This window comes from Prosthecobacter sp. (assembly GCF_046154365.1).
GTDB lineage: Bacteria > Verrucomicrobiota > Verrucomicrobiia > Verrucomicrobiales > Verrucomicrobiaceae > Prosthecobacter.
In genome coordinates, this window is sequence record NZ_JBJXFV010000027.1 from 1 (window position 1) to 3,859 (window position 3,859).

Genomic DNA, 3,859 nt, shown 5'->3' on the forward strand with positions numbered 1-3,859 from the left:
GAGATTCATCTCTTTCGCATCGCCCAGGAGGCGGTGAACAACGCCATCCGCCATGGCGGTGCCACCAAGATGCACCTCAGTCTGCGGCGCAAATCCACCACGCAGGGCATCCTGGAAATCAGCGACAACGGCTCCGGTCTTCCCACCGGTAAACACAAAACCGACGGCGACGGCATTGGCATGCGCGTGATGGAACACCGGGCGCATCTCATCAACGGCGCATTACACATTCAAACACTTAAAGGCAAGGGTGTTCGCGTGACCTGCGAATTCCCGACGCGGAGTGCTTAGGAACGATGGCTTGACATTGCATCCAAAACGAGTCAGCTAGGCCTACCGTGAAAAGCAAAATCTACATACTCGACGACCATCCCATCGTTATTGAAGGGCTTAAGAAGCTAATCGACCAGCAGGAGGACATGCAGGTCATCGGCAGCGCTGAAGACGCCAACACCGCGTTGCAGCAGATTGCCAAGCTCAAACCCGAAGTTGTCGTCCTCGACATCACCTTGAAGGACCGCAGTGGCGTGGATCTCATCAAGAAGCTCAAGGCCAGCCATCCCGAGATGCAAATCCTCGTTTACTCCATGCACGATGAAAACGTCTATGCCGAGCGCTGCCTGCGCGCCGGCTCGATGGGCTACGTAATGAAGGGCGAACCCAGCACCCGCGTGCTTCAAGGGCTGCGACAGGTCGCCGCCGGTTCATTCTTCTTCAGCGCCTCCCTGCTCGGCAGCATCGTCTCCGGCGGTGGTCCGCGTGGTGGTTCGCGTGGCGAACCCGCCCGCATGCTCAGCGACCGTCAGCTCGAAATCTTCGAGATGGTCGGACGCGGCTTCGATTCTCACAGCATTGCCGAAAAACTTGGCCTCAGTGCCAAGACGGTCGATGCCCACAAGGCGAACATCCGCCAGAAGCTCGGCCTCGCCTCCGCACGCGAACTGCTCATGGAAGCGGTGCGCTGGGTGGAGAAATAGGACTCACCTTCAAACTCAACCTTCCCAACGGGCGATGCACATGCATCGCCCGTTTTTTTGCGCTCAATCGTTCGCCACGGCATCGCGGTCTGCTTTCGCCATGACATTCAGACGTTCCTTCATCGTGGCGAGTTGATCGGGCTGTTGCGCGGCGAGATCGTTGGTTTCGTTTGGGTCGGCGAGGATGTCGTACAGCTCGAACTTCACCTTCTCGTCTGCGCCATGCACGACAAGCTTCCACGGATCGCAGCGCAGCGAGCGTGATTTGAAACCGGGCGCCACGGTGTAGAGCGTGCGTGTTGGTGGCGCCGCTCCTTCGGCAAGCTGCGGCCATAAGTTGATGCCATCCCATTTCAAATTCTGCTGCGGCTTGAACCCGGCCAAAGCACAGAAGGTGGGCATCCAGTCGATAATCTGCACCGGCGCATCGTGCTTCCCTGCCTTGAGTGTGCCCGGCCAGCTTGCGATGCAGGCGACACGGGTGCCGCCTTCATACACGCTGCCTTTTTGGTCACGCAGCGGCTTGTTGTTGCCGGGCAGCGCTCCCTCCGGGTAATCATCGGCGGGATACGTCTGACCATTGTTCTCGGCGGTGCTGCCGCCGTTGTCGCTGGTGAAGATGAGCAGTGTCTTGTCGCGCTTGCCGTTTTTTTCGAGTGTGGCCACGATCTGGCCCACCGCGGCGTCGAGATGCATGACACAGGCGGCATAATGACGCGGTACATCACCCGTGATGCCCACCGGCACCTTCGCCAGCCATTCGGCCGGCTCCTTCACCGGCAGATGCACCGCTGTGAAGGGCACATAAAGGAAGAACGGCGCGTCTTTGCGTGCGGCTAGCCATTCACAGGCCTCCTTTGTGATCAAATCGGTCACATGGCCGGTTTCGGTAAGGAGTTTCTCGTTTCGATGCCAAGTCTCAGTGAGCGAACCCTTCTTGTAGTGATGGTCATACGGTCCGACACCACCGCCAAGCGAGCCATAGCTGTGATCGAACCCGAAATGATTCGGCCCCCACTCTGGTTTCGAGCCGAGATGCCACTTCCCGGTGATGCAGGTGTCATAGCCGACCGATTTCAGCGCCCGTGGCAGCGTGACGGTGTCCCACCGCAGCGCACGGGTGCTTTGGGGAGTCGTCACACCAAAGCGGCTCCAACAACGGCCCGTCATCAAACCGGTGCGGGTGGGACTGCACACGGGCGCGACATAATGATGCGTCAGCTCCAGTCCTTCGCGCGCGAGCTGGTCAAGATGCGGTGTGGGCGCATTGCCGCCATGAAACGCCACATCCGCCCAGCCGAGATCGTCGGCGATGATAAATACGATGTTGGGTTTCGATTCCGCGGCATTCAGCAACGGGCAGAGCAACAGCAGGGCGGCGATCCATTTCATGCCACGCCAAACGCTGCCGCATGGCGTGATCTCGCATGAACGGTTGCGTGCGCGAATGCGTTGCGGCATAGAAACCCATGGGCAGCGCCACGGAATCCGCCAGTTTTCTCACGCGCACCGGGCAGTGGTTGGTTTACGCGCTGTTTCGGTGCGTTGAGGGCGTTTTGATGCTCCTGCCGCTCACCGTGATCTGGCATGCGGGCCGGGTGCTGGGCGCTCTCGCCTACTTTTTGGCGGGCAAGTACCGCAAACTTGCGCTGCACAACCTGCGCATCGCTTTCGGCCGCAAGAAGAGCGAATCCGAGCGCCGCAGCATGGCGCGCGAGCATTTCAAGAGCCTGTTCGCCAATATCCTCTGCGGTTTCAAACTGCCGCTAATGAACGAGGCCGATCTGTGCAAGCATGTGCGATCCGAGGGCATCGAACGCGCTCAGGCGGCCTACGATGACGGCAAGCGGCCCATTTTGAACCTCGTGCTGCATGCGAGTTGCTGGGAAATCCTGACCCAGGTGCCGTCCATGTATGTGCGCGGCCACCAAGCCGGGGCCATCTATCAATCTCTGCGCAATCCCTGGCTCAATGCGCTCGTGCTGCGTCGTCGTGAAAAGCTGGGATATGCGCTGTTCGACCGGCAGTCAGGCTTCAACGCGCCGATGAAGTTCATGCGTGCCGCCGGCCAGATTGGCGTGCTGGTGGACCAACACGCCGGCGATCACGGCCTCTGGAGTCCGTTCTTCGACCGGTTGGCCTCCACGACCACCATCGCCGCGCTCATGGCCATGCGCACCGACGCGGTGGTGCTGCCGATGATGGTCTATGATGATGGCCCAGCACGCTGGCGGCTGGTCTGTGCGCCCGCAGTGAAATCGGCCGAAGCAGAGCCAACCGCCGAAGGTTTGACCGTGGCGATCAATACGGCCGTGGAAGGGCTGATTCGCGAGCAGCCGGCCTGTTGGTTCTGGGTTCACAACCGCTGGAAACTGCCGAAGCCGCACTTCCTGCTGCCGAATTACCGCCGCGGCGTCGCGTATCCTGTCGGCTACGATATGAACCGGCTGCAGCCATTCGAGCTGCTCATTCGCAGCCCAAACTGGCTCGGTGATGCCTGCATGGCCTTCCCGATGGTGCGCGCAATCAAACGCGGCCGCCCTGACATGAAGATCACCGTGCTTGGGCCGGACAAAATCGAAGAATTGTGGATGTCGATGCCCGAAGTCTCACGCTACATCGGCAAACCGGCCAAAGAGGGCCTGTTCGCCGTCGCGAAACGCATCAAGGCCACTGGCGTTCACTTTGACGCGACCGTGCTTTGCACCAACTCGACGCGCAGCACGCTGGAAATCTGGCTCGCGGGCATTCCGCGTCGCGTCGGCTTCAAAGGCTCGTTGCGCTCGAAATTGCTCAATCAAATCATCAAGGAGCCGAAGAACGACGGTGCGAAAGAACATCACGCGCATCGCTACCTGCGCCTCGCTGCTGGAATCGGAGCT

At 60.0% G+C, this 3,859-nt stretch carries 4 protein-coding genes; 3 read left to right on the plus strand and 1 reads right to left on the minus strand.

Annotated features, from left to right (window positions below):
• Together ACKVY0_RS03670 and ACKVY0_RS03675 are read left to right on the plus strand one after the other, a co-directional pair.
• Positions 1–291, plus strand: a 291-nt coding sequence (locus ACKVY0_RS03670) for a sensor histidine kinase (RefSeq protein ID WP_409213438.1), incomplete at its 5' end; no start/stop codon positions are given.
• Positions 292–338: 47 nt separating this feature from the next.
• Entirely contained in the window at positions 339–977 is a 639-nt protein-coding gene (locus ACKVY0_RS03675) for a response regulator (RefSeq protein ID WP_409213439.1), read from the plus strand.
• Between the two features lie 63 nt (positions 978–1,040).
• On the opposite strand, the gene ACKVY0_RS03680 is transcribed toward ACKVY0_RS03675, so the two are convergent.
• Complete coding sequence (locus ACKVY0_RS03680; protein ID WP_409213440.1) at positions 1,041–2,369, minus strand: sulfatase-like hydrolase/transferase; 1,329 nt, start codon at positions 2,367–2,369, stop codon at positions 1,041–1,043.
• Positions 2,370–2,446: 77 nt separating this feature from the next.
• On the opposite strand from ACKVY0_RS03680, the gene ACKVY0_RS03685 reads away from it, so the two are divergent.
• Positions 2,447–3,859, plus strand: a 1,413-nt coding sequence (locus ACKVY0_RS03685) for a hypothetical protein (RefSeq protein ID WP_409213441.1), incomplete at its 3' end; no start/stop codon positions are given.

Excerpts from the sequence above, each read along its gene's own strand:
- ACKVY0_RS03680 (WP_409213440.1), bottom strand. The coding sequence starts at position 2,369 with ATGAAATGGATCGCCGCCCTGCTGTTGCTCTGCCCGTTGCTGAATGCC.